The sequence below is a fragment of the Microbacterium sp. zg-Y625 genome (assembly GCF_030246925.1).
Classification (GTDB): Bacteria; Actinomycetota; Actinomycetes; order Actinomycetales; family Microbacteriaceae; genus Microbacterium; species Microbacterium jiangjiandongii.
This window is the reverse complement of sequence record NZ_CP126740.1, coordinates 527,865-547,903: the sequence shown is the minus strand read 5'-3', so window position 1 is coordinate 547,903 and position 20,039 is coordinate 527,865. Positions and strand designations below refer to the sequence as shown.

General features: G+C 69.6%; 16 protein-coding genes. 7 read left to right on the top strand and 9 right to left on the bottom strand.

What is annotated here, in order from left to right:
* Nucleotides 1-14 precede the first annotated feature (14 nt).
* Nucleotides 15-1,163, bottom strand: a complete 1,149-nt coding sequence (locus QNO14_RS02395) for an esterase/lipase family protein (protein ID WP_257506627.1) — start codon at nucleotides 1,161-1,163, stop codon at nucleotides 15-17.
* Nucleotides 1,164-2,226: 1,063 nt separating this feature from the next.
* Here QNO14_RS02395 and QNO14_RS02390 point away from each other — a divergent pair.
* The 5 genes from QNO14_RS02390 to QNO14_RS02370 are packed head-to-tail and all read left to right on the top strand — an operon-like array spanning nucleotide 2,227 to nucleotide 7,472.
* On the top strand, nucleotides 2,227-3,609 hold the full coding sequence (locus QNO14_RS02390; protein WP_257506625.1) for a sugar transferase: 1,383 nt from the start codon (nucleotides 2,227-2,229) through the stop codon (nucleotides 3,607-3,609).
* Nucleotide 3,610: 1 nt separating this feature from the next.
* Nucleotides 3,611-4,489 carry a WecB/TagA/CpsF family glycosyltransferase gene (locus tag QNO14_RS02385; RefSeq protein ID WP_257506624.1) on the top strand — a complete coding sequence of 293 codons (879 nt, stop codon included), beginning with the start codon at nucleotides 3,611-3,613 and terminating at the stop codon, nucleotides 4,487-4,489.
* Between the two features lie 34 nt (nucleotides 4,490-4,523).
* Nucleotides 4,524-5,156: a hypothetical protein gene (locus tag QNO14_RS02380; protein ID WP_257506623.1), complete on the top strand. Its 633-nt coding sequence runs from the start codon at nucleotides 4,524-4,526 to the stop codon at nucleotides 5,154-5,156.
* Between the two features lie 4 nt (nucleotides 5,157-5,160).
* Nucleotides 5,161-6,441: an MFS transporter gene (locus QNO14_RS02375; protein ID WP_257506622.1), complete on the top strand. Its 1,281-nt coding sequence runs from the start codon at nucleotides 5,161-5,163 to the stop codon at nucleotides 6,439-6,441.
* Nucleotides 6,438-7,472, top strand: coding sequence for a TolB-like translocation protein (locus QNO14_RS02370; protein ID WP_257506621.1), 1,035 nt, complete (start codon nucleotides 6,438-6,440; stop codon nucleotides 7,470-7,472). The genes QNO14_RS02375 and QNO14_RS02370 overlap by 4 nt, the downstream gene beginning before the upstream one ends.
* Here the strand turns inward: QNO14_RS02370 and QNO14_RS02365 are convergent.
* On the bottom strand, nucleotides 7,429-7,875 hold the full coding sequence (locus QNO14_RS02365) for a VanZ family protein (RefSeq protein ID WP_257506620.1): 447 nt from the start codon (nucleotides 7,873-7,875) through the stop codon (nucleotides 7,429-7,431). The two genes, QNO14_RS02370 and QNO14_RS02365, sit on opposite strands and share 44 nt — an antisense overlap.
* A 57-nt stretch (nucleotides 7,876-7,932) precedes the next feature.
* On the opposite strand from QNO14_RS02365, the gene QNO14_RS02360 reads away from it, so the two are divergent.
* Both QNO14_RS02360 and QNO14_RS02355 read left to right on the top strand, forming a co-directional pair.
* On the top strand, nucleotides 7,933-9,759 hold the full coding sequence (locus QNO14_RS02360) for a glycosyltransferase family 2 protein (RefSeq protein WP_257506619.1): 1,827 nt from the start codon (nucleotides 7,933-7,935) through the stop codon (nucleotides 9,757-9,759).
* Nucleotides 9,760-9,863: 104 nt separating this feature from the next.
* Complete coding sequence (locus QNO14_RS02355; RefSeq protein ID WP_257506618.1) at nucleotides 9,864-12,353, top strand: DUF4082 domain-containing protein; 2,490 nt, start codon at nucleotides 9,864-9,866, stop codon at nucleotides 12,351-12,353.
* Nucleotides 12,354-12,367: 14 nt separating this feature from the next.
* Here the strand turns inward: QNO14_RS02355 and QNO14_RS02350 are convergent, their stop codons facing one another.
* The 7 genes from QNO14_RS02350 to QNO14_RS02320 form a co-directional block, all read right to left on the bottom strand.
* A complete protein-coding gene (locus QNO14_RS02350; RefSeq protein WP_257506617.1) occupies nucleotides 12,368-13,261 on the bottom strand; it encodes a DUF6492 family protein in 894 nt (297 codons plus the stop codon).
* Nucleotides 13,262-13,271: 10 nt separating this feature from the next.
* Nucleotides 13,272-14,660: an O-antigen ligase family protein gene (locus tag QNO14_RS02345; RefSeq protein WP_257506616.1), complete on the bottom strand. Its 1,389-nt coding sequence runs from the start codon at nucleotides 14,658-14,660 to the stop codon at nucleotides 13,272-13,274.
* 47 nt (nucleotides 14,661-14,707) lie between these two features.
* Nucleotides 14,708-15,199 carry a hypothetical protein gene (locus QNO14_RS02340; RefSeq protein WP_285184404.1) on the bottom strand — a complete coding sequence of 164 codons (492 nt, stop codon included), beginning with the start codon at nucleotides 15,197-15,199 and terminating at the stop codon, nucleotides 14,708-14,710.
* A gap of 284 nt (nucleotides 15,200-15,483) precedes the next feature.
* A complete protein-coding gene (locus QNO14_RS02335; protein WP_257506614.1) occupies nucleotides 15,484-16,086 on the bottom strand; it encodes a hypothetical protein in 603 nt (200 codons plus the stop codon).
* 115 nt (nucleotides 16,087-16,201) lie between these two features.
* Entirely contained in the window at nucleotides 16,202-17,335 is a 1,134-nt protein-coding gene (locus QNO14_RS02330; RefSeq protein WP_257506613.1) for a glycosyltransferase family protein, read from the bottom strand.
* Nucleotides 17,332-18,579, bottom strand: a complete 1,248-nt coding sequence (locus QNO14_RS02325; protein ID WP_257506612.1) for a glycosyltransferase family 4 protein — start codon at nucleotides 18,577-18,579, stop codon at nucleotides 17,332-17,334. Before QNO14_RS02325 ends, QNO14_RS02330 begins: the two co-directional genes overlap by 4 nt.
* A complete protein-coding gene (locus QNO14_RS02320) occupies nucleotides 18,576-20,033 on the bottom strand; it encodes an oligosaccharide flippase family protein (protein ID WP_257506611.1) in 1,458 nt (485 codons plus the stop codon). Before QNO14_RS02320 ends, QNO14_RS02325 begins: the two co-directional genes overlap by 4 nt.
* Nucleotides 20,034-20,039 lie beyond the last annotated feature (6 nt).

Below are 20,039 nucleotides of genomic sequence, written 5' to 3'. Positions count from 1 at the left end.
CGGTTACAGCGCGGCTACGGCGCGCGCGGGTTCGCCGGCGCCGGCGTGTGGCCCGCGACGAGGGCGCGCACGTTCTCGACGACATCGGGGTTGCGCAGCAGCTCGTCATGGGTGCACCCGACCCCGCCGAACGACAGCGCCGCGGTCCCGTTCAGCACCTCACCGATGCCTGTCACTCCCGGCGCGACGCGATCCTCGCACCGCACCACGAAGCTCGTGTCCGCCTCGGCGACGGCCGAGTCCCGCGAGACGAGGCCGTCGCCGACCGAGACGACCAGGCCCCCGGCCCGCACCCTGCCGTCGCCGGCGATCGCGTGCACGTCCAGCTCGGCCGGCCAGTCGGGCATGTCCGCCAGCTCCTGGGAGCCGGTGTGCAGCGCCCGGCCGGCCTCGCCGGTGTTGGCGATCGAGGTGCGCAGCCACGTGGGAAGTCCGCAGCCGTTCATGGCATCCGCCTCGAGGTCCCGATTGCAGAGGTCCACGAGCGCGGGAACGATCAGGGCGCGCCCCGCGGAGCCCGCCCCGATGGCGGTGCCGGTGGCCAGCGAGATGACATCCAGCAGGGTGGCGGCGTCCGACCCCAGGGTGGGCGTCCCCACCGTGACGACCTGCCCGATCATGGGCACGAGGTCGGGATGCGCGGTGACGGCGTGACGCAGGGCCAGGCCCCCCATCGAGTGCGCGACCACGTCGACGGGGGCGCTGGTGTCCCGCGCCAGCTGCCGGATGGAGGCGGCGAGCCCGTCGACGACGGCTGCACCCCCGATCCAGGCCGCAGCGGTCTGCGAGTAGTCGAACGCGTACAGGGTGGTGCCGGGGAGGGACTCCAGGCTCTCCTGCAGCGAATGGGTGATCTCGTCGATGGCGGCGCCCTCCCCCGCCGCCGCGGGGCGCGCGAAGGGGGATTGGGCGATCCCCGGCTGGGTGTCGGCGGCACCGGGCAGCGACGTGCTCAGCCAGCCGTGCACGAAGAGCACGGCCTGCGCGGGCTCGGCCTCGGATCGGCTCACGGGATCCACCGCCGACAGCGGCACGAGCGACCCGCCCAGCCTGTCGGCGGCCACGGGTGCCACGACGACCTCCGCCGGCACCGGAGCGGCCGCGTACGCGGGGAGCGGCACCCCCGAGCTGGAGTAGACCAGCGCCGCCACCAGAGCGACCACGATACGGGCCGACCGCGAGCGTCCGGCGCGCAGCGCCCACCCGCTCAGACGCCGGCGCGCAGCCCCGCGGGCGCCCGTGTGCGACGTGTCAGACCTGTTCTCCGCGGTCGACGGCGGCGGTGCGCCCGGGGCCGGAACGGCGTGCGGCATCGTGTCGCTGCGCGGCATCAGGCGGATCTCGAGCGCGGAATGGTAACCCCCATAACACGATTATGGGGGTGAGAAGCGGCGTGTCGGTAAACACAATGCACAAATACGAAGCGGGACCCTCTCGAGTCAGCCATTTGGGGACTGAATTACTCGAGAGGGTCCCTTCGCCCGCGCACTCCCGGACGATCCGTTGGGGACGGAGCATGCCCAGAACGCCGCTTGGGGGGCAGCTGAGATTTACGCGCAGGCGCGCCCATGCTACCGGATCGCCCGGGCGATACGGCCGTCCGTGTCCCCCCTATGGCGGACACGCCCGGTCTGTGTAATATGGCCGCCGACAGGCAGGGGCCTGAGGCATTTGGGGAGTCCCGGGCCGATGCTGTCTGTCGATCCAGGGGGCATTTGGGGACACTGTGCACCGTGGGGGGCGTTGTGCCGTGCGCTGCAGAAGCGCACGGCACAACGTGTTTGCGGGGGGACTCGGACGTTTGTGGGGGACTCCGACGATTGAGGGTTCCCCTGCCCGCAGGCCTGTGCGATACTCAACCGACGCCGGCCACCGAAAGGGGCCGCGGGTTGCCGAGGGGTCGGCATCCCGCTTCAGTCCGATGGGGAATCGGACTGCGACAGAAGCGGCGTCTCTTTGGGGAAGTACGGGTTTCGGCCCGAGCTTGGGGACGCGGGTTTCGACCCGCCTTTTGGGGAACACCGGGGAAACGTTCATGGGGAAACGGTCCTGCACGAGCGCGCGCTGCTGCGCGTTCGAGCCTTTTGATCACGCACGACTCGACGTCGGAACTCTGCGATGAGCGTCGCGGCGCTGCCTCTCGAAACCGAGGCAAGCGTCCGCGCCCCTCGTGTTCAGCCGCTCTTGCAACAGCGGCTGGCATGGTTGCGCAGACGACGGGCGTGGATGGGCACCGTGGATGCCGCGATGATCGCGGCGGCATCCACCGCAACGGTCACCGCGCAGCTGGTCGCGTCGGCGGGAGACCCCGCCGCGCCGCCCTCGACGCAGATCGTCGCGGCGGGCGTGGTGATGGCGGCGGTCTGGATCGCCGCGCTGGTCGTGCTGCGGCGCGCGAGGTACCGGCACGGCAGCGGACAGCGCCTCGAGCTGCTGCCCGTCGTGCACGCGGCGGCGATCGGCCTCGCGGCGCTCGCGCTCGTTGCCGGCACGACCGGCTGGCAGGTGGTCTCGCCGCACGTCGTCACCACCCTGCCGATCGGCGTGGCCGTGCTCGTGGCGACCAGGGCGGGACGGCAGGTCTGGCGCTCGCACGGGCGGCAGGGGCCGGCGATGGCGCCGCGCACCCTCATCGTGGGCGACCCCCTGAGCATCGAGCACACCATCCGGTCGCTCCGCCGGGACGGCCGGCTGCGGCACAACGTGGTCGGGACGGTGCTGGGCGACGAGGGGGTCACCGAGGTCCGGGTCGATGACCGCACCTACCGAGTGCTCGGCGCGCCGGGCGAGACCGCGCGGATCGCGGCCGAGCTGTGCGTCGACACGGTCATCGTCGCGGGCGGCACGGACGACCCCGACTTCGTGCGCAGGCTCAGCTGGAGCCTGGAGGGCGCGGCCACAGATCTGGTGCTCGCGACGCGGCTGACCGATGTGGCGCGTTCGCGGATCGGGTTCGAGCGCACCGACGGTCTCGCGCTCACGCATGTCAGCCTGGCCCGGTTCGACCGCTCGACCATGCGGGCCAAGCGCGCATTCGACGTGGTCGTCGCGCTCATCGCGCTCGTTCCGATCGCGGTGATCACACCGATCATCGCCCTGCTGGTGAAAGCGGACACACCGGGGGGCGTGTTCTTCCGTCAGCAGCGGATCGGGCGCGACGGGCGCGAGTTCGACATCCTCAAGTTCCGCACGATGGTCGCCTCCGCCGAGGCCGACCGTGCGGCGCTCGAAGCGCTCAACGAAGGCGCGGGGCCGCTGTTCAAACTGAAGTCGGACCCACGGGTGACGCGGGTGGGCGCCGTGCTGCGCCGCTTCTCCCTCGACGAGCTGCCCCAGTTCTGGAATGTGCTCAAGGGCGAGATGAGCGTCGTCGGCCCCCGCCCTCCCCTCCCCTCCGAAGTGCACGGCTACGCCGGCACGGTGTTCCGGCGGCTGTACGTGCAGCCGGGCATCACCGGGCTCTGGCAGGTGAGCGGGCGCAGCGACCTGACGTGGGAGCAGAGCGTGCGACTGGATCTGCACTACGTGGAGAACTGGTCCCTCGCCACCGACGTGCGGATCATCGCGCGAACGGCGAGCGCCATGGTGCGCCCGAAGGGGGCGTACTGACATGTCGCGCCACACTCCGATCGTGCTGCCGGTGACTGCGCTGCGTCCGCGGCTGTCGCCGGTGCCGGCTCCCCCTCGCCCACTGGGCGGAGGGGTGAGCGACATCCCCGTCATCACCATCGGCGGCGGCCCCGTGCACCTCGTCGATGACCGGCAGGCCCGGCGCCTGATCATGGATGCCACGCACGCGCCGGACCTGCCGCCGCTGGCGGTGTGCTCGATCAACCTCGACCACGTGCACCACTTCGCACGCGCGACGGACGACTTCGGTCCCGACGCTCCGGTGCGCTGGCTGAATCTCATCGACGGCGCTCCCATCGCACGGCAGGCGGAGCGCCTGACGGGCATCGCCTACCCGCGCCTGGCCGGCAGCGACCTGATCGGCGGCATCCTCACCGACGCCGCGGCGGCCGGACTCTCGGTGGGCGTGCTCGGCGGCTCCTCGGAGGTCACCCGCGCGCTGCGGGAAGCCCTCGCGGCGGGCTGGCCCGGAGCGCGATTCGGCGGGCACTGGACCCCCTCCCGCGAGGCGCTGTCCGATCGCGCCGGGTGCGCGGCGGTCGCGGGCGAGATCCGCGGGCAGGGCGTCGACATCCTGCTCGTGTGCCTCGGCAAGCCGCGGCAGGAGCGGTGGATCGCGCAGAACGGCCCGCAGACCGGAGCCACGGCGCTCCTGGCTTTCGGCGCCGTGGTGGATTTCCTCGCCGGTCGAGTCTCCCGCGCTCCGCGGTGGGTCTCGCGGGCCGGCGTGGAGTGGATGTGGCGGCTCATGCTCGAGCCAAGGCGCTTGGCGCGCCGGTACCTGGTTCAGGGACCACCGGCCTATGTGGCCGTGCGCCGATCGCACTCCTCCCCCAGAGGGCATGAGCCGTCCACTTGACGAGCATCCGTCCGGTCGCCCGGAGGCCGGACGGATGCCTGTCGGATCGGACGACGCGCGGGCGCGGAGAAGCCGCGCCCTGACGACCCCCATGCGGTGGACCCTCGCGGCCGTGGCCGTCGTGGTCGTCGGCGGGTCGGTGAGCGCCGGATGGATGCTGACGGCGGATGAGCCCGCATCGACCGCACCGCCGTCCGCCGCGCCGGCGATGACGCCCGGTCCCCTCCCCGACGCCACGCCCGTTCCCGGCAGCGAGGTGCAGGATCCCGATCCCGCTGCGGCGCCGTACGCCGGTGTGCCGCCGCTGCCGACGCCGACGCCGCTCGTCGCCGCGCCCCTCCCCGCCGGAGCGTCCGCCGACGGCGCGCTGGTCGAGGGCTTTCCCGCGGCGGTCGCCGGTCCCCTGACGGGGGCCGACATCGTCACCAGCTCGCTCGCCGTCGACGGCGGCGTCGTGCAGGCGGCGCTGACGGCCCGCACCGACGCGACGGCCGACGAGGTGCGCGCCGACTACGCCGCCCGCTGGACCGCTCTCGGGCTCGCCGCTGCCGGCACCGACACCGCGGACGCCTTCGCCGACCCCTTCTCGTCGGTGATGCTCGCCTTCGCCGCCGGTTCGGGCACCGGCACCGTGTACACCGTCTACGCCGTGCTGCGGACGGGGTGACGGCATGTACATCTCGCTGACCAACGCGCCCGACGCGGCCGAGCGCGCCCGCCCGGACGGCCCCCGCGGCGCGCGCACCGTCTCGTCCACCGTCGTGACGCTCGGCATCGTCTCACTGCTGACGGACATCTCGTCGGAGTCGGTCGCGGCTGTGCTTCCGCTGTACATCACCGGGGTGCTGGGCCTGTCGACGATCGCCTTCGGGGTGCTCGACGGGCTCTACCAGGGGGTCAGCGCCGTCGTCCGCATCGCCGGCGGCTACGCGTCGGACCGCCTGGACCAGCCGAAGTGGGTCGCCTTCACCGGGTACGCACTCGCCGCGGCCGCCCGGGTCGGACTGCTCTTCGCCTCCGGCTTCGCAGCGATCACCGGCGTTGTGACCGCCGACCGCATCGGAAAGGGCATCCGCACGGCGCCGCGCGACGCCCTCATCGCCGCGTCGAGCGAGCCGGAGAGCCTCGGGCGCGCGTTCGGCGTGCACCGCATGCTCGACAACATCGGCGCCGCCCTCGGCCCGCTGATCGCCTTCGTCATCCTCCTCATCGTGCCCGACGGCTTCCACATCGTCTTCACCGCCTCCCTGGCCTTCGCGCTCATCGGCGTGCTCGTGCTGGGGCTCGTGGTGCCGAACGTGCGCACCCGCCCCGCGCGCCGCGCGGCGGACCGCGGGCGCCGCGCCGCCTCCCGGCGCTTCGCGTGGCGCCGGCTCTGGAGTGGACGGATGCGGCGCGTGCTCGCGGGTGCCGGCATCCTCGGCATCCTCACGATCGGCGACGGCTTCGTCTACCTCGTGCTGCAGGCGCGCAGCGACTTCGCCGCGCAGTGGTTCCCGCTGCTGTACGTCGGCACCAACGTCGTGTTCCTGGCGTGCGCGATCCCGCTCGGGCGGCTCGCCGACCGGGTCGGCCGCGCGCGCGTGTTCGTGGTCGGTCACTTCGCGCTGCTCGGCGCCTATGCCGTGGCCGCCCTGGCCATCGACGACCTGGTGGCCACCGTCTTGTGCCTGGTGTTCCTCGGCGCGTTCTATGCCGCCACCGACGGGGTGCTGGCCGCACTGGCGGCAGAGACCACGAGCCCGCAGACGCGCGCCACCGGCATCGCCGCCGTACAGACGGTCGTCGCGGTGACCCGGTTCGCCTCGGCCGCAGGGTTCGGCGTGCTCTGGTACGCGCTCGGCCGCGAGCCGGCGATGATCGCCGTCGCGGTGCTCCTCGCCGTCGCCATTCCCGTCGCCGCCCTCGTGCTGCGGCCGTTCCTGTCCGCGACCGGTCGGGCGGTCTCGTGAACGACCGCGCGAAATGGGCGCTCATCGCGGCGCTGTCGGTGGTGGCGCTGGGCGGCACGACGGTGGTCGGGGTGGTCGCGTGGGCGGACCAGGGCGCGCGACGCGCCGCGCCCAGCGACGTCGCCACGACCGATCGGTGGTCCACCGACGGCGAGCGCATCGTGTTCCGCAACACCGCGTCGGGCGAGGGCTACGGGCATGTCGCGAGCGTGCCGCTCGCCGATCCCGGCGGCACCCGCGCCGTGAGCGACATCGCCTGCGACCGCCTCGACGCGGCGCCAGACAGCCTGTCGTGCCTGCGCTCGGTGCGCGGCATCGTGCCGACCTACACCGCCACCGTCTACGCCGGCGGCGCCGCCGACGCGGGGGGCGCGGTGCGGGAGTGGCCCCTCGCCGGCATCCCCAGTCGCACGCGCCTCTCGCCCGACGGCTCGCTGGTCGCGACGACCTCGTTCGTCACCGGCCACTCCTACGCGGCCGTCGGGTTCTCCACCGCCACCTCCCTGCGGACCACCGGCGGCGACGACCTCGGGAACATCGAGGAGTGGACGCTGCTCATCGACGGCGAGCCGGCCGCTCCCGTGGACCGCAACTACTGGGGCATCACGTTCATCGACGAGACCGCCTTCTACGCCACCGTGGGCCTGACCACCGCCGGCGTCACCTACCTGGTGCGCGGGGACATCGCCGCGCGCACCCTCACGACGCTCGCCACGAACGTGGAGTGCCCCTCGCTCTCGCCGGACGGTACCCGCATCGCGTTCAAGCGGGTCACCGGCGGCTCCGGGCCGACCGCGCACTGGACGCCGGCGATCTACGAGGTCGCGACCGGGCGCATCCACCTGCTGCCCGAGACCCGCAGCATCGACGACCAGATCGAATGGCTCGACGACGACGTGCTGCTCTACGGGATGCCGCGAGCAGGTGTTGCCGGCGACACCGATGTCTGGGCACTCGCAGCGGACGGATCAACAGAGCCGTACGTGCTCATCGAGCATGCGTGGTCTCCGTCGGTGGTGAGGGAGGAGTGATGCGGTCGCGACGCAGGACCAGCAGCCATGCCAGCGCGGCACCGATCGCCGCACCGAGCGTATTGGCGAGGATGTCGCGCGGGCTGGCCGTGCGGGCGGGAAGTGCGAGCTGCACGAGTTCGGCGGCGATGGATATGGCGGCCGCCAACAGCGCTCCCCGCAACGGATGGCGGAAGGAAAGCGTCAGCAGCAGGCCGAGCGGCGCGAACAGGGCGATGTTCGCCAAGAACTCGATCCACCCGTATCCGAACCAACCGGCACCGAATGCGGCCCGGATCCAGTCACCTATCGCTTCGACGATCTCGCCGTACGACACCGGGGCGAGCAGAATTCCGACGACTGCGAGCAGGTACGCAACCAGGCCGATGAGCACCCACGTGCTACGCCTGCGCCTGTACGCCATGGGGCCACCATGCCACATGGCCCCAGCGGCCGGAGCAGAGATGAAGGAGTCGCGCTCATGAGCACGCCCATCCGTCCGGATAACCGCTTCCTCTCGGTCGACGAGCCTGCGGAAGTCGTCGTCCTCGTCGTGACGTATAACAGCGCGCAGGAGATCGATGGCCTGCTGCAGTCCCTCCGGCCGGAAGCAGCACTCACCGGCATGAGAGTGATTGTCGCGGACAACGACTCGTCGGACGAGACGCTCGGCGTCCTGGCTCGGCATGATGATGTCGTCGTGGTGCGCTCGGGCGGAAACCTCGGCTATTCGGGAGGGATCAATGTCGCCGCTGCGCAGGCCGGCGACACAGAGTGCTTCCTGATCCTCAACCCCGACCTCCGCGTGCGCCCGGGCGCCGTCCGTGCGCTTTTGGCTGCAAGGCGTGGACGCCCCGACGCGGGTATCGTCGCTCCGCGGATCGTGGACGACGACGGGCAGGTGACACCCTCGCTCTTCAATGAGCCCGGCGTGCTTCGTGCGCTGAGCGACGCGATCCTGGGTCCGCTGTGGGCGTCGAGACCGCGAGCACTCACGGAGTGGGTGCGGCGGCCGGTCGCCTATACCCGTCAACGGGACGTCGATTGGGCGAGTGGAGCCGCCCTCCTCGTCACAGCGGAGGCGGCAAGGGCCGCCGGGGAATGGGACGAACGGTTCTTCCTGTACTCGGAAGAGACCGACTATTGCCATCGTGTCCGGGCCGCCGGCTTCGCCGTCGTGTTCGAGCCGAGCGCGGTGGTCGAACACAGCCAGGGCAAGTCGGGCTCGTCGGCGGCCCTCGATGCGCTCCTCAACGTCAGCAGGGTGCGATACGTGCGAAAACATGCTCCACGTCGCGCGGAGGCCTACCGCCGCGTCGCCATCGTGGGGGCGGCGCTGCGCATGCACAAATCGGAGGCGCATCGATTCGTGTACCGCACACTGCGCGACGAACGCAGCTGGCGGTCCCTGCCCCGAGGCAGTTGGCGAGGGTCGACGGATTCGCCCACGGCATCTGTCATCGTGCCTGCTCACAATGAAGCCGCCGTCATCGAACGAACCCTCCGCGAACTCGCTGAACCTGCCGGTCTCAACTCTCTCGACATTCATGTCGTCTGCAACGCATGCAGCGACGACACCGCACCCAAAGCCGGGTCCGTGCCCGGTGTCAGGGTGACCAGCCTCGACATGGCCTCCAAGATCGCCGCTGTGAACGAAGGCATCAGGACCGCATCGGCCGAGCCGTTCATCGTGCTCGACGCCGACATCGAATTCCCGTCGGCGGCGATCCCGGGCCTCATGCGCGCGCTGGCGCGACCGGGGATCCACGCCGGCAGACCACCATTCGAGTACGACGCACTCGACTCGGTCCCGCTCGTGCGCGCCTACTACCGGGCGCGCTCGCGCGTGGCCAGCATGACCGGCGCCCTCTGGGGCGCTGGCGTCTACGCATTGACCGGACCGGGGATCGAGCGTGTCGGGATCCTCCCCGCGGTAACCGCCGACGACTTCTACGTCGACAGCATGTTCAGCCCTGCAGAGAAGGCGATCCCGCTGAGCCCACCCGTCCGCGTGCGCGTGCCGCGTACGACCGGGGCGCTCCTCGCGGTGCTGACTCGCAGCAGACGCGGCGTATCCGCACTCGGCCACGACGGCGGCGGCAAGACCCTGCGTGATGTGCTGCGGACGGTACGGGGCCCGTGGAGTCTTGCCGACGCGGTCATCTTCACCGCCTTGACCGCGCTGGGCCGACACCGCGCAAGACGGTCGACGGATACCGATCTGTGGGAGCGGGACGATTCCAGCCGCGAACTGGCCGCAGTCACCGCGCTCTCCCCGCCTCGTGTGGCCGGATTCCGCGCCCGATGAGAAGTGCCTCACCGAGCCCAAGTGGCTCTTGCCCCGTTGTTACGCTTCTTGCACTCGCGTGACTCGGCGCGACCCATCCCCCGCGGGGAGTGTCTCCAATGAAGATGACGCCTGCCTCCCACAGGACCGCCGCGCCGCTGGGGCGCCCTGCGCTGGCGCCGATCCGTCTCGCCCTCGCCGCCGCAGCGGTCCTGATCCTCAGTGTCGTGGTTTCCCACCCCACCGCGACGGCCATCCCCGCAGATCCGGCGCGGCCCGGTGAGGTCACCGTGTTCGCCTCCGCCATGGTTCCGGCGAACGCCGGGCCGGTGCTCACCGGAACAACCGCCGCCTCCGCGTCGCGGTCCATCTTCGCAGACAGCGCGAAACCCGCCGTTCCTGTCGATCCGGACACCCGTGCGGTCGAACTCGGTATGCGGTTCACCCCCGCGACTGCGGGAACCGTCACGGGGATCCGCTTCTTCAAGACCGACGCCAACGAGGGTCCGCACACGGGATCACTCTGGTCTGCACAGGGAGAGCTCCTTGCACGGGTCGTCTTCGCGACCGGCTCCCCGGAAGGATGGCAGACTGCGGCGCTGAGTAGTCCTGTCCCCCTCGACGCGGGCCAGGAGTATGTCGTCTCCTACACGGCCGAGTCCGGTGCGTACTCGGTAGAGGAGAACTACTTCGTTCGGCCGAATGCGGTCGGGGGCCTGCAGCTCCCCCGGGCTGCCGGCGTCTACACCTACGAAGCGGGAGGCTTTCCCTCCCAGTCGCACCGCTTCTCGAATTACTTCGTCGATGTGTCCTTCGTCCCCGAGCCCGATCCGGGCACGGGCGAACCGACTCCGAACCCCGATGCGGCAACCGGATCCGTCCTGGACGATGCACCGTCCGCCGACGCGGAGGATGCGGACACCGCGTCCGTCGAACTGGGCATGAGATTCTCGCCCAAAGTCGATGGGACGATCACCGGCATCCGGTTCTTCAAGACCTCGGGTAACGACGGTCCGCATCGCGGCACACTCTGGGATGCCGATGGAGAGGTGCTCTCACGTGTCACCTTCGCCGAGACTTCTGCAGAAGGCTGGCAGCTGGCTCGCCTTTCCGCACCGGTGGAGGTGACTGCCGGGGGCGAGTACGTCGTGTCCTACCTCGCGACGCGAGGGCGCTATGCCGCTGAAGACCACTTCTTCGATCAGGGAATCGACTCGCCCTACCTGTCGGTTCCTGCCGGTGCCGGCGTCTATGCATACGGCCCCGGCGGCTTCCCCACCGACAACTATCTGAACTCGAACTACTACGTCGATATCGTCTTCGCTCCGGCATCCACAGCCCCCACACCCGCGCCGAGTCCGTCGCCCACTCCCGTCCCGACGACCCCCGCCCCGACGCCCCGACCCACGGCCACTCCCTCGCCGACCCCCACCCCGAGCCCCGCGCCGGGGCGGGGCGGCTCCGTGCTGGATCTGCCGCAGGAAGCGTGGTGGGGCGGCGCGCAGTACTACAGCAGATTCGACAAGGCCAGCGCCGCAGGATGGGACGAGGACACCTTCTTCCCCATCGCCGTGTTCTTCGGCAAGCCGGAGCACGCGGGGTCTTTGGCAGCCATCGGGGTGAACACCTATATGGGCGCCGAGCACGACGGCTCACCGCTGACGTCGATCACGAACGAGGGCATCTCTGTCCTCGCACAGAACGAGTGGACGCCGGCGGAGGTCTCAAACAACGCGAGGGTGGTCGGATGGCACGTCAGCGACGAATGCGAGATGGGCTACTCCGATTGCACTGAGGAGTCCGAGCGGGGCAGGCTAGCCGCGCAACAGGGCTTCGTGTCCGACTTCCGCTCTCGCAACGACGGCCGGTTCCTTCAAGCGAACTTCGGGAACGGTGTGCTGGGCACCTACTGGGCACCGACGACAATGGACGAGCACGTTGCGCTGATGGACGTCACGAGCGTCGACAAGTACGCGTACACCAGTCCGCACGTGCAGGATCTGCTGCCAACGTCCCCCGCCTGGCCTGCCGGCAAGGAACCGGCCTCTTCCGGGGCTTACGGGTGGCTGCAGGACCAGATGGAGACGTTCGCGTCGCCGGCCGCATCCCGACCGAACTGGGTGTTCATCGAAACCGCCGAGCCGTACTTGAGCGAGGCGGGCGCGACGAGCATGACCGGCCAGCAGATCGAGGGTGCCGTGTGGAACTCGATCATCCACGGCGCGGCGGGCATCGCGTACTTCCAGCACAACAGCAACGGCATCTGCGGGAACTACTCGCTCGTCGAGTGCGGCGAGACGCTGCGGGCTGAGGTCAAAGCCATCAACGCCGAGGTGACCGCGCTCGCGCCCGTTATCAACTCGCCGTCGTACCGGTGGGATTTTGGGCCGGGCCTGGAGACGACCCTCAAAGCACGCGACGGCTACGCCTACATCATCGCGATGACCGACGGAGGCACAGGATCGCGATCGCTCGAGCTGCCTGCAGGTGTCGACGGCAGCGTCATCGAAGTGATCGGCGAAGACCGTACGCTCGCCGCAGTCGACGGGACCGTGGTGGATACCTTCACCGCTGAGCACGACCACCACATCTACCGACTGGCGCTGCGCGACTGATCGCCGCTCCCGATTCAATCGCCCAGGAACGCCGCAATCGCCCGTCGACGTGTCGCCAGGTCGGTGCCGGATTTGGCGGACACCATCACGGCGACATCTTCCTCCGATGCTGCACCCAGCAGACGCGCGAACGCTTCGTCGTCGAGGGGGTTTTCGTCGTAGTGGTTGACGCATCGCATCGCCGTCTGGTGCATCACGGGCGTGTACGCTGAGACGATTTCGTCGACATATACCCCGTAGAGCACCATCTCCGAGAAGTGCAGGTTGCGGCCGATCGCCGCCTGCCAGGGGATCCCGGCGCGCTCCTGTACCCACGCCAGCAGTGCACGCACCACCGCCGGGTCCCAGATGCAGGGGCAGCAGATGTAATCCGGCAAGCGAGCGTCACCGCCGCGAGCAGGCAGCGGCAGGCCGAGCATCCGCCGGGCGACGGTGTCCCAGATCACGTGGCGTGTCATGCCCTCATGTACACCGCTGGGCAGGCGGTACAGCGGGATGCCTCCCCCGGCACCGTAGTCCGCGATGGAGAACGGGCGGATGAACACGATGTCGGAGTCAACGAGAAGCACACGGTCGGCCGTGCTGCCGGCCGCGGCCCCGAGCTTCACGACCTGCTGGGCGATCCAACCACGCACGGGCGGCCAGGGATGGCGAACGTCGATCCAGGCATTCGCCCGCGGCACCTTGCGCATCCGTGTGGGCAAGAGGTGGCCCACCGTCTGGACCGTCACGTTGTCACCGGCCAGCTCCGCGAACAACCGGTGATCGTGCGCCGGCACGACGATGCGATGCAGGGTGCCCGGCGGTGCGAACCGCTGCACGCTCTCGACCAGATCGCGACACAATTCGAAATCGGGTGCGTAGCTCGGCGTGAGGATTTCCAGGGTTCGTGGGGATTGGTCGGCCACTGTATGCCTCCTACTGGGCATCTGTCGAACGGGACAGGTGCTGACTCACTCGCGTCGGAATGGCGCGCCGCCGAGCCACCCCGACGCCGGGAAGCGCACGCGCTCGAGATCGAAGCGCCAAATCGCTATCCGCCCGTCCGATGGCCCGCAGAGCGCTCGCATAGCCGATGAGGAGAAACATGAGGCCGGCAGCGATGGGAAAGCTGAGGCCGTCGAAAAACAGCAAGAGCACCGCGATGGTCAGGGTCGATGCGGCCGTCGCGGAGCCCAGCAGGCGGGTATCCGGGAACCGTGAGAAACGACCCGCGCGGGCGGCACCGACCACGGCGCATCCCACCATCGCCAACAGCGAAGCGACGCCCAGCACCCCGAGTTCAACCGTGGTGAGAACCCACTGGTTGTCAAAGATGTAATAGCGCGGGAGGAAGGTCCCGAATCCCTGCCCGACGAGCGGACTCGTGGCGAGGAACTCAGGGACCCTGGCAAGCGCATTCGTGCGCGATTGGGTGCTCGGGTCACCGGACGCCTGCGTGAACAGCGACAACGTCGTGGAGAGCATCCCGGGCACCACGATCACGACCGCCGCTGCCGCGACTGCACCGCCGACGCCGATTGCCATGCGGTATCCCCGGGGCATCCCCGGGAGGAAGGCGACGAACGCGACCGCGATCCCGATGACGGCGGAGCGTGAGACCGAGAGCAGTGCGGCGAGCGCGAGGAGCGTTGCCGGCAGCCATGCGGTGATGATCCCCCCCGCGGACCGCGGACCTCGCAGCAACCCATGGGCCAGCGCGAGCGGAAGGATCGCCGTGATCGCAGCCGTGTACTCCAGCGGGTGTGTGGCCGTGCCCGACGCTCGCGTGAACATTCCTCGAGTGTCGACGCCGCCGAGATCCATGCTCACGCCGGGAAGGGCTGCCACCCACCCAAGAAGGGTCTGTCCGGCGAAGAACTGACACAGCCCGAGCACAGCGAGAAAAACCCCTGCCCCGACGATCCGTCGATGAAGCTTCGCAGCGTCATGGTGAGTGCGGATGCCATCCATGACGACCAGGAGCACGCCGCTCCATGACATCAAGCGCAACAAGGACACGATGGCAGGACTGACTTGGTCGGCCGGCTGGCCTCTGAGCATCGCGAACGCGAAACTCACAAGCACCACGACCACCAAGCACCCCAGCGCCAGGCGCACAGGCTGACGGACGGGCAGGACGTCGACGTTGCGTTGCTGCAAGCGAGCGAGCGTCCACCACATCATGAGGAGAAGCCCCCACAGCAGCGACGGCCGACCCAGGGATCCGAGAGCAGTGATGGTCAGGTTCGACGGAACGGCGATGAGTAGCACAAGGTAGACGGTGACCATCGTGAGCGCGCTTCCACCACGCGAGGCCTTGACCACGCTGTGCTCATACGCCGCACGAGGTTGGGGGAGATCGGCGCGCATACTCACGTCTCCGAGTTGTGCACCGGCACCAGATCGCTCCTTTGAGACGCACCGCGCTCCGAGTCCGAGTGCGGTGGCGCGTCGTGAGCGTCACCCCGCGGCGGAGAATCGTGGTCCTCCACGCGGCGACGAGGACGTCCCGGCGCCGCCGCTGCGGGATGATCCGAACGGTGCCGCCTGCGACGGCGCTCACGCGCGAGACCGTCCACCACGGCCGCAAGCAGCACGGCGAGCGCTGAGGTTCCCAGCCCCAACGCCGCGACGACCGTGAGCCGGTTCCGCTGTTGGAGCGTACTCACGCCGTCGCGCGTGACGAGGGTCACCCCGATCTGGCTCGTCGCCGGAATGCCCTGACTCGTCTGTAATTCTTCGACGGTTCGGACTGTCATTTCGATCGCGTCGTCGAGGATCTCTGCCGCGACTTCGTCCTGCGGCGCGGTCACCGTGATCAGGATGGCGGGGCCGGCATTCAGCGGATCGCGGGAGACCACCATCTCAGATCCGGGGTGAGGCTCGGTGAGCTCACGAACGACGTCTTCCGACCCGACGGCGCGGACGATGACATCCGCTGCCGCGGTGAGCCCACCGAGGAAGAGGAACGGATTGGAACTCCCTTCCGGCAAGGTTCCTTCCCCCGGTAGCAGCAACTGCGTGGCCGCTCGCTCATAGTCCGGGGGGATCGTCGCCCATGCGACCGCCGCGGCCGAGATGGCGATCAGGATGCCGGGGACCACGATGTACCACCGGCGGCGAAGACTCCTGAGGACCGCTGCGAAGTTCATGAGACCCTTCCCCCTGTTGGTGCGCGACGTTGGTCACGTCGACTCAGTACCTCGTCCGAGGCGACTGCCGCCCACGCCGCCACGAGCACGCCAGCGCCGACCATTGCGGCTGCTGCCATCGCCTGTGCCATACGTGACGGCGTGATGTGCTCGATTCTCAACGTGAGCGGCTCGACCCGCGCGGTGATGCGTTCTTCGGGCGCTATGCCGCCCCCCGACTGCTGAGCTTCGGTGCTCTGCTTCACCCGCGCGAGGATCTGCGACTGCTGCTCCGCGACCCATTGCTCGGTCTGACCGACGATCTGGATCTCGATCACGGCAGTGCCGTAGCTCGGGGCCCACTGGCTGCCATCGTCGCGCAACCCGACGAGGATGCCCTGCCGTAGACCCGCGCCGTAATAGGGCGCGTCTCCCGCCGAGTAGCGCACCGTCGGCGTGTTCGGGCTGATCTGCGAAGCGACCGCGCCGGCGAAGGCAATCACGCTCTCGTTCGAGGTCGCGTTGTCGGGCGTGAGCGAGCTTTCGTACGGAAAGGTGAAAGACACCACGGTGCGGGTGGAGTACACGCCCGCACCGCTCCAGAACAGTCCGAGCAGCACGGCCGCCGCCGCGAGAGGCACGCACGCGACGTACCACCGCCGCCCCAGCGCACGCAGGATATCGCGTAGCGTCATCGCCCGTCCTTCGCCAGCCCCCCGGCTGAATCCCCGTAGCCTAGCGCGCGCCATCGCTGCCGCCTCCGGATGCGTGAACGGAGTCGATCAGTTCGAGCATTTGTCTCGCCCGACGCGCCCAGCTGTGATCCTGAGCGAACCGGCGCCGTCGCGCGTCCGCGCCGTCGTCACCACGCCGGGCCACCGACTGCTGCACGGCTGCAGCGAAGCCCTCCGGGTCACTGCAGACGGTGACGTCCGAGGTGGCCAGCCACCGTGAAGCCGGCAGATCGCTGGATACGACGGGCACGCCGGCTGCCAGATACTCCAGCGTCTTCAGCGGCGAGCTCGCTCGGTTGAACGCCGACGGGGTGTAGGGAGTGAGACCCACCGCAATCTGCGCGAGATGGCCCGCCACCTCATGCGCCGGCACGGCCCCACGCCAGTCGACGCGGGGATGCGCCACCAGTCGCTCGAAGCGTTCAGTGAACACCGCATCGCGCGCTCTGTGCGGACCGACGATGCGAAGACCCACGCCCGCGGCGACAACCGCCTCGAGCAGGGCCAGATCCAGTCGTTCGTTGACCTGCCCCACGAGACCGGCCAGCGGCCCGCGTTCTCCTCCGGCGGAGGCGGCCAGGACGGGCGCACCGTTGGGCAGCACAGCGATCCGTGCGTGCGATGCATCGGCGGCCACGGTCTCCGCCAGTGTGGGACTCACGGCGGCGATCACGTCCGCTTGCCGGACATTGCCGCGCTGAATGCCCTCCACCCACGCTCGGCCCAGGCCCATGAGGTGCGCCCCCGCCACCCAATCGTCCGTTAGATAAAGCACCCGCCGAGCGCGAATGCGCGGGAAAGGCGTCATCGGATTGGCGACGACGACCGCGTGCACCGCACGCCCCCGCAATACCCATGCGCACGTCGCGGAGCGAATAACCCCGGTGACGGCGCGCATCGGCCAGCGCGCGACGCCTGGGAGGGCGGGTACCCGCACCCGCGTGATGGCGCCCATCGGTGTCACAGCGTGACCTCGCCCCCGCAACCAGGCGCGCCAGGAGCCCCGTTGCGCAGGATCAATCCAGATCACCGGTCGAAGCGCAGCGATTTCGGTAACGATGCGTCGATCCGTGCCGATGACACCGTCCCATTCGACGCCGGCGAACCAGACGATGGCGGACGCGTCGGCGCTCATGTCGTCGCCGCCCTGCGCAGGGCCGTGACGGGGCGAGCGTTGAAGTCGTCCTCGGCTTCCGTTCCCCGGGCACGTCGGACTCGCTTGCCCACGTAATAGGCGCCGTAGCGCCCCAACGCGGCCACGTTCGACGCCAGAGGGAAGGGAGCCGGCCGATCTAGAGCACGTTCGTACATGGCGACCTGAAGCGCCGCCGCCCGCTCGAGCGAGAACCGCTCGCGGACCAGTCCCAGCCCGTACGCGCCCAGCTGCCGGCGGAGGGCGTGTGAGCGCACGAGCGGCCTGAGCTCACTCTCCAACGCCTCCACCCCGTGTTCGGCGCCGCCGTCGACGCCGTACCAGCCTGTCCACAGGAACGCCTCGATCGTGTGAGGCGTGAGCGTCTTCCAGAACCCGTGCTCGCCCTGCACGATCAGCGGCGAGCCATACGCCAGCGCGCGCAAGGCCGACCCTCCCATCCCGAAAGAGATATCCGCCGCGGCATATGCCGGCCGCGGGTCGTCGAGTCTGCCGGTGAGCACAACCGTCCCCGGACCGAATTCGTCATTCACGCGTCGGGCGCGTCCCTCGACCTCACTGCTCGCCGGCCCATCACCGACCAACACGAGACGGACAGGGTCGGTGCGGGACATCCTGCCGACCACGTCGATCGCGGTCAGCACCCCCTCAAGTTTGAGTTCGCGCGCGAAGCGGGACACCGACACGATTGTGATGCGCTCCTCGTGCAGGCCGAAGCGTTCGCGGAAAGCCGCCACACCCGGATCGTGCGCAACGTCGTTGTGGGTCAGGTCGACGGGGGGCTCGAGCACATCGACCCGTCGTCGTCCCGCGTGACGTTCGGCATCAGCGATCTCTTCCGTGCCGACCACGAGCGGCACGGAGCGCGGGATGAAACGCGGCACCGACATCGACATCACTGTCGCCATGACCGCAGGTCTCCGCCGACCTGCCACCGCAAGCGTCGCATCCAAGGTGGGCGGCCACTCGTACCCGTGGATCACGTCGATGCCGCGGCGGTCCACAATGTCGCGCAGCGCCGCGGCTGCAGACGGAGAGGGGCGCTTTCCCATGGGGGGAGCCTCGATGAACTCGACCCCCAGGGCATCGATCCGCGCGTTCAGCGCGCCGCGACGCCCGAAGATCAGCACTTCGTGGCCGAGGTCACGCACGGCTGCGGCCAACTCGATCGCATTGAGCTGGCTGCCGCCGATGTTCAGGTCATGCGGGTAGACGATGATCCTCATCGGCTCTCCTCCTCGTCGTCGGAGCGACGGAGGGTCCTCACACTGCTTCGCGACATCGCCGCGAGCACGCCGATGATCGCCAATGAGGAGAACCCGGCCAGTAGCACCGCCACGACGTCCGGAAGTGGTGACTGAGCGATGGCCCAGCTCGCGGCACCCGCTCCGACTGCACCAGCCAGCGGAAGGACGCCGGTGCGGGCCAGCGCGCGCACGCGCACCCCCGCGCGGTGCAGCGCCCATGCGTAGCCTGTGACGAGCACGAGCGCGGCCACGACGAACTGCGCCGCGGCCACGCCCTCGGTACCGCCCCACTGCGCCCCCACCAGGAGCGCGGGAATGGATGCGGCCAACCACGCGGTTTGGATACCCATCAGTGTCGCTGAACGGCGCTTGACTGCGAGGAAGTCGTACGCGAGCTCGAAGACCACCCGCACAGCTGCCTGCAGGGCAAGCCATTGCAGTGCCAGCGACGCGGGGAGCCACACCTCACCGAAGACGAGTCCCACGATCGGCACCGCGGCCCCTGCGATGAAGGCACACGCCGGCAGCGCCACAACCAGCACGAGTCGGTACGCCGCGCGGAAGTTGACATCCATCCGCCAGGGGTCGTGCTGGATTCGGGCGAAAGCTGCCGGGGCCACCGCCCGGATCGGGTACGACAGCATGGTCACCGGAAAGCTCGCGAGATTGAATGCCAGCAGGTAGAAGCCCAGCGCGGAGGTCCCGAGAACCGCGCCCACGACGAGCTGATCGGCGTACCCCACCGCGAAGACCACGATGCTCGCCGCCGCCAGCGGGAGCCCGAATCGCAGCAGCGGGCGCACCAGTTGCCGATCCCACCCGAAGCGCAGCCCGCTGGGCGAGAACGCGATCAGCATGATCGCGAAGACGACGGATGCCACGACGCGCCCGATGGCGAGGCTCATCGCCCCCCAGCCGAGAAGCGCCAGCACGACCGAGATCCCCGCGCCGAGCCAGATGTTCACCTGGTCGGCGATGGTGCGCTTTCCCTGCTGGTAGTCCCGCTGCAGCAGCGCCGCCGGCACCGCGACCAGGCCGTTGATCGGCACGCACACGAGCATGACCCGTACGACGTCGGCCGCACCGGCGTCGCCCATGGCAGCGGCGAAGGACGGCGCCGCCGCCCACGCGAGGGCGAAGAACGCCAGGCTCGCCGCGATCGAGATCGTCGCGACCGTCGGGGCGATGCGCCGCGGGTCGCCCTCCCACCGCACGATCGCGAGACTCACCCCGAGCTCGTTGAAGCTCAGCACCGCGGCGAGCGCGACGAGGGCGACGGCGTAGGTGCCGAACTCGTCCGGCCCGAGCACCCGCGCGATGACGATCGAGATGAGGAGGGTGCCGAACTTGCCGAATGCGGTGTTCGCGAAGCTCCACACCAGCGCCCGCTGGGCACCCGGCCCGCCGGGGCGCACGGGTGGCGGCGGGGTCATGACGCC